Below are 6,308 nucleotides of genomic sequence, written 5' to 3'. Positions count from 1 at the left end.
TATAGTTGTTTTAAATAACTTGTAGACGGGCTTCGACTTCGCTCAGCCCTCGGTGTAAGCTAGCTGAGCGAAGTCGAAGCTGTAGTTTTTATTTGAATTATCTATATATACCCATTGGCGAGTTAAGCAAGGCGAGATCGACCTGTAAAAATAGATCCTCAGGATTAGCGGAATTTGTAATTACCACATCGGCAAGTTCAATTTTTTCAGCCTGAGACATTTGACTGGCGATTCTTTGAATTGCTTCAGTTTCTGATAAATGACTGCGGCTCATAAGTCGCTGCAATTGTTGCTGGGGATCGCAAGCGATCGCCCAAGTCTCTGTTACCAGAGTTTCCATATTGGCTTCAAATAACAGGGGGATTACCATTATGACCGTAGATGGTTCTCGACTTTTGGCTTCAGAAATCAAGCATTCTCTCACGTAGGGATGGATTAAGCCTTCGAGCCATTGCAACTCGCTAGCGCTATCAAAAACGATCGCGCCTAACTTACGGCGATCGATATTGCCGCGATCGTCGAAGATTAATTTTCCATAGCGTTCCTGTAGCTTTCGCAAGCGATCGCCAACTAAAGCGTTACGAGCATAGAGATCGGCATCCAGAATTGGTAATCCATAGGTATCGCGCAAATAATCGGAAACCGTAGTCTTGCCCGTAGCAATACCTCCTGTGATGCCGATAATTCGCTGTTGCATATGTTTTAATTCTGTTGGGCAATGTCTAGGCTATCCCAAGCATCCCTAAATTATCCTACTTCTAGAAACTATGCACTTCACCAATCTCCTTGGATTTATGGCTGCATCCCTAACGACCTTTGCCTTTTTGCCCCAAGTCGTCCAAGTTTGGCGATCGCGCTCGACTAAAGATATTTCTTTGCCAATGCTGGTTACTTTTATTTTGGGCATCACCCTCTGGCTGATCTATGGATTATTGGTCGAGGCTGCACCCATCTATATGGCTAATGGCATCACACTTTTGTTAAATCTGATCATTTTACGATTCAAGCTCAAGTATGGATAAACTAGGGAAGAGATTACTGCTCCTCATTAGCAATCCTCCCCCAATTCATTAGTTTTAATATGACCTCTCTTAATGTCTTCTTCTCCAGCTATTTATCACCCTTTTTCTCTCAATATTTTTCCCACTTTGTCATGTTGGGCTTGATCTTAATTTTTGCGATCGCCCATAGCGGCTTAGCAGCTTTACGCATTAAGGCAGAAGAACGCATAGGAGCGAGGTTGTATCGGGTACTATTTGCGCTGACTAGCATTCCTTTGGCGGTGGTACTGTTCATTTTTTATTTCAACCATCGTTATGATGGGTTGCAGTTATGGGATTTTCGGGGAATTACGGGGCTGCATGAATTCGTGCTGGCGCTTTCGGCGATCGCTTTTATTTTTCTCTATCCTGCCACCTTTAATTTGGGAGAAGTTGCCGCGATTCAAAAACCCCAAGTCCATCTGTTTGAGACAGGGATTACCCGTATCAGCCGTCATCCGCAACTCATTGGTATGACACTTTGGTGTATTGCCCATACGCTTTGGCTGGGGACATCCTTTGCCCTGACGACAGCGATCGCCTTAGTGAGTTATCACTTGTTCGCAGTTTGGCATGGAGATCGGCGTTTATTTAAGCGCTATGGGGATGAATTTCTAGCCCTCAAAGAACGTACTTCGGTCATGCCATTCCTCGCGATCGCTCAAGGTCGCCAGCAACTAGTCCTTAAGGAATTTATCCGTCCTGCCTATATGGGAGTCGCAATTACGGTTGTACTATTTCGATGGCTGCATCCAATCGTGATTAATGCTTCGGCAAATATAAATTGGTAAAATCTAAAGAGCATAACGCTCGCTTAGCGGGCGTTATGCTCTTTAGATTATTAACATGAGTTCGGGATAATTTGAAACGGGCTTAGAGAAAGGGTTTGCTACGCAAACCCTCTCTCTAAGCCCAAAAGTAAAAGCCTTGCGTAGCAAGGCTTTTACTTTTGGGCTTTTAAAATTTGCCAGCTTAACCCGAACTGAAGTTTTATACCAATTCCCAAAAGTGTGGCTACACTTTTGGGAATTGAAAACCAAACCCAGTAAGGATTTTAAAATTACAAAATGGCTACGCCATTTTGTAATTTGGTATTATTAGTAAACTGGCAAAGTAAACCGAAAACAACTTCCTTTTTTGCCGATCGCATCATCAACCCAGATCCGACCATAATGCGCCGTAATAATCCGACGACATAGGGAGAGCCCGATACCATAGCCGTCAGCCTCATCATCCCGTTCTAAACGATAGCGCTCCTCAAATACGCGATCGCGCATTTCCGCAGGAATTCCAGGACCATTGTCAGTAATACTAACCTCAATTTTTTGTGAGGTACGGTGCATCACGGTAAGCTCGATTTTTCCACCTTCAGGAGTATATTTCGTAGCGTTCCCCAACAGGTTGATTAAAACTTGACGAATTTTTTCTTGATCGATATATACGGGCGGTAAATCGGTAGGGATATCTTTTACCAATTTTTGCATTTTCCCTTCCAAACATTTGTGGAAGTAAAAATCGCTGACGACACTATGACAAAGCTGATCGAGTTGAATTTTTTGCCTTTGGGTGCGAAATTGGGCATTTGCCCCCCTTCCCGCTTCGAGAATATCCGTAATCATATTGTCGGCATCACGGGCTTTATTTCTCGCGTGCTTGAGGAGACGAGAAATCATTTGTGGGTCGATTTTGTCGCCACTTTTTTCGATCGTATCGATCGCTAATAAAATTGCCGTTAAGGGATTTCTTAAGTCATGGGCTAGCATTCCCAGCACCCGATCTTTAAACCGAATTTGTTCCTCAATCTCGGCTTTTTCCTGAGATAACCGAAACACATCATCGGCAAGATGTGCAACCTCGCTCATGTAGTCGATATTTTGGGCAAGTTCGGGAGGATGGTTCGTGGTTTGGTCGAGTACCTGTTGTTTCCAAGTATCCCAACAATTCCCCAGTTGCTTGAGAATATTTTTCCCTGCGATCGTTTGGCGCGGTAAAGGTGATAACTTCAGCAAGGCGGGAGACATTACCACTTTAAAGAGCTCGGCAAGTTGAGGCTGACTGGCGACATTGATAATTTGCAACTCGGATCGACAATCGCTCTCGCTAAGCAAAAATTCCTCCACTTCCTTGACTAAATCTTTTGCCTTAGGGCGATCGTCAATAAATAGTAGGAGTTGCAATGTTGATTCAGGTAATGTTGAAACAGTCCTCATTTACTTTCGGACTCGCAACGAATTTTTAAGATATTCTTAATAATTATATTATTGTTCTCATGCATTTACCTCAACAACGATGGCAGATTTTCTCACCTCAAACCGATTTATCGATCGCGATTGCCAACGCCACAGGACTTTCTCCCATAATCGCGCAGGTTTTGCTAAATAGAGGCATTAATACCCCTGAAACTGCCAAAGCTTTTCTTGATCCCGAACTTGTCAATTTACCCGACCCCAAGCAAGAATTTCCCGATTTAATTGCCAGCATCGATCGTATCGAGTATGCCATTAAAAACGGCGAACGCATCACAATCTGTGGCGATTATGACGTTGATGGCATGACTAGTACGGCTTTATTGATCCGTACCCTCAAATTGTTAGGGGCGATTGTGGAATACGAAATTCCCAGTCGCATGGCGGAAGGCTATGGGATAAATACGCGGATTGTCCGCGATTGTCACGAACGAAATGGGAAATTAATTATTACTGTGGACAATGGGATAGCCGCCTATGAGGCGATCGCCCTCGCAGAATCCTTAAATATTTCTGTAATTGTCACCGACCACCATGAAGTGCCTGAAGATTCTAGCAAAATCCCCCCCGCAACCGCCATACTCAATCCTAAATATCAAGTCGATCCGCATTCTCCCTATGTGGCGATCGCTGGTGTGGGAGTCGCCTATATTTTGGCGCTGGAATTAAGCGATCGCTTTGGTAAACGTGCGGAGTTAGAAAATCCACTGTTGGAGCTATTTACCCTAGGGACGATCGCCGATTTGGCATCTTTAACGGGGATCAATCGCCGACTTGTCAAAAAGGGCTTACGCTTGCTGTCCCAATCTAAGGTAATTGGCATTATTGCCCTGATTAATGAAACGGGAATTGCCAAAGATAAACAAACGGGGATGAAGCCCGAAGCGATCGGGTTTGGTTTGGGTCCCCGTATTAATGCGATCGGCAGGATTGGCGATCCTCAAGTCATTATCGACCTCTTAACCTGCGAAGAAATGGGACAGGCGATCGCCCTTGCCCAAGAATGTGAAGCGACTAATAAAAAGCGCCAAGATCTCTGTAAAGAGATCGAGGAACAAGCGATCCGCTATATCACCCAAAAACGGGCTGAAGGTTTTGACATCACCCAAGAACGGGTTTTGGTAATCGTAGATCGCGATGTCCAAGCAGACTTGCCGATCGCCAAACAGACGGGCTGGCATCACGGGGTAATTGGTATTGTTGCCTCACGCTTAGTAGAACGGTACGGTGCGCCTGTGTTTATCGGCAGTTATGAAGATAGTCACGACATGGAGGATCAAGAGAAGGAAGCATCGCCAAATTCGCAAGAAGCGCCAACCCATCAAGGGGACACAGTACGTTTCTCCGTAAGAGGCATTCCCGAATTTCATGTTTTCCATTCCCTCGAATATATTGCTCCCATTCGGAATAAGGGTGGCGGACATAAGGCAGCAGGAGGGTTTACCATTCCTGCGGAGAATATGGAAAAGTTACGCCTAGGGCTGCGGGAATTTGTCGATCGCGAAAATATTTTGCCCAGTCATATCATGCCCTTCATTCAGGTGGACGTACTCGCCGAACTTAGCGATATTTCGATGTCCCTGTTGCAAACCTGCGATCGCCTGCAACCCTGTGGGCTCGGCAATCCCGATCCCGTATTCTATAGCAAAAATGTTCGCGTTATCTCTCAACAAACTCGCGGAAGGGATAAAGTCAAACATCTCTCTTTAGAATTGGATACGGGCAACGGTAAAATTAAGGCGATCGCTTGGCGCTGGGGAGAATATTGCCCTATCCCCAATCGCGTGGATATCGCCTATAAGCTAAGGGCTAATCAGTGGCAAGATACTACTTCCGTAGAATTAGAAATAGTAGGTATTCGTGAAGTGGGCAATGGAGATAATTCTCAAATTGTGCCTAAACAAATTCCATTACTCTATCAACCCGCACCGATAATTACCAAGTTTCCCCAATGGGAAAATCTCAGCGAAGCGCCAAGACCTCTACCTCGTCCGTTATTACTATATGGTTGCGATCGCCCAGCCGACAAGTTTCAAGGTGATGTCGATTGCGATCGCCCAACGCGCAATAAAAATTACGCAGCAGTCGTTCTATGGACTTTACCGCCATCATTCACCCATCTCCAATGGCTGATCGCTACCGCTAAACCCGATTATATCTATCTCGGTTCCCATATTCCTTCAGTACCTTCCATCGATCAATTTCGCCATCAAATTCAGTCTCTCGATTTAGAGAATATCAATATTCTCAATCTCCTCGATTTAGCCCAGCAATGGTGGATTTCTCCTAGTGCGATCGTCTCGGCTCTGCGCGAACTGAACTACATCTGCGATTTTCCACCGACATTACCCCTTGATGGCGAACTCCTCAGAATGCAGAAATGGTATAGCATTGCGATTAATAAACTTGCAGTAATTCTTACCGATCAAGTTGCCGATCAAAAATAATCACATATACTTGTAGATGATCTACTTGAAGGCTCTTTGGACAATTTGGAGACTAATTATGGCTGTCGCAACATATCCAGACTTACTCAAAAGAACTGTTCTTCTCTATCGTGATGAAGATGGCTATTTTATTGTGGAAGTTCCTAGTTTAGTTGGTTGTGTTAGTCAAGGTGAAACTAGAGAAGAAGCTTTAGCTAATATCCAAGAAGCGATCGCTTTGCATATCGAAGTTTTACAGGATCGGGGTGAGCCTAAACTCAGTTAACTGTTCCCAATCATAAAACTATCGCCAAAGGGACTTTGAGAACAATCATTCGTGATTCAAGCTTAACCGTAGATGAGTTTGTAAATTTATTGTAAGAGACGCATAAAATCAGGCGTGAACAATGAAATTCAAGAAATTACTACTAATATCCAAAAACGTATTCAGCGCTTTCGATCTAGATAAGTCAAGCAATCTTATAGCTGCCGCCAGTTTTGTTAGGACAAAATCAAAACGCCAAAGAGAGTTGCTGCGCGGAGCGCGGCAACTCTCTTTGGCGTTTTATGTCCTGATACAGTTGGCGGCAGCTATA

7 protein-coding genes are annotated in these 6,308 nt (G+C 44.4%); 5 read left to right on the top strand and 2 right to left on the bottom strand.

Annotated features, from left to right (window positions below; all coding sequences use genetic code 11):
* Positions 1 to 97: 97 nt before the first annotated feature.
* Entirely contained in the window at positions 98 to 697 is a 600-nt protein-coding gene (coaE, locus tag AC805_RS21165; RefSeq protein ID WP_055077238.1) for a dephospho-CoA kinase, read from the bottom strand.
* 70 nt (positions 698 to 767) lie between these two features.
* Here coaE and AC805_RS21160 point away from each other — a divergent pair, with 70 nt between their 5' ends.
* Together AC805_RS21160 and AC805_RS21155 are read left to right on the top strand one after the other, a co-directional pair.
* Positions 768 to 1,022 (top strand): SemiSWEET transporter, encoded by a 255-nt coding sequence (locus AC805_RS21160; protein ID WP_055077237.1) that lies wholly within the window; start codon positions 768 to 770, stop codon positions 1,020 to 1,022.
* Between the two features lie 59 nt (positions 1,023 to 1,081).
* Positions 1,082 to 1,831, top strand: a complete 750-nt coding sequence (locus AC805_RS21155; protein WP_072143712.1) for an NnrU family protein — start codon at positions 1,082 to 1,084, stop codon at positions 1,829 to 1,831.
* A gap of 306 nt (positions 1,832 to 2,137) precedes the next feature.
* Here AC805_RS21155 and AC805_RS21150 read toward each other — a convergent pair whose 3' ends face one another.
* Entirely contained in the window at positions 2,138 to 3,250 is a 1,113-nt protein-coding gene (locus AC805_RS21150; protein WP_055077236.1) for a histidine kinase, read from the bottom strand.
* 59 nt (positions 3,251 to 3,309) lie between these two features.
* On the opposite strand from AC805_RS21150, the gene AC805_RS21145 reads away from it, so the two are divergent.
* The 3 genes from AC805_RS21145 to AC805_RS27010 form a co-directional block, all read left to right on the top strand.
* Positions 3,310 to 5,733, top strand: a complete 2,424-nt coding sequence (locus tag AC805_RS21145) for a DHH family phosphoesterase (protein ID WP_055077235.1) — start codon at positions 3,310 to 3,312, stop codon at positions 5,731 to 5,733.
* A 58-nt stretch (positions 5,734 to 5,791) separates the two neighbouring features.
* A complete protein-coding gene (locus AC805_RS21140; RefSeq protein WP_055077239.1) occupies positions 5,792 to 5,998 on the top strand; it encodes a type II toxin-antitoxin system HicB family antitoxin in 207 nt (68 codons plus the stop codon).
* Positions 5,999 to 6,119: 121 nt separating this feature from the next.
* Positions 6,120 to 6,308: hypothetical protein (locus tag AC805_RS27010; RefSeq protein WP_231664029.1), on the top strand; the 189-nt coding region annotated here is incomplete at its 3' end.

It is taken from the genome of Pseudanabaena sp. 'Roaring Creek' (assembly GCF_001402795.1).
In the GTDB taxonomy this organism is placed as follows: Bacteria; Cyanobacteriota; Cyanobacteriia; order Pseudanabaenales; family Pseudanabaenaceae; genus Pseudanabaena.
The sequence above is the reverse complement of the archived record's forward strand: the minus strand, read 5'-3'. Positions and strand labels throughout refer to the sequence as shown.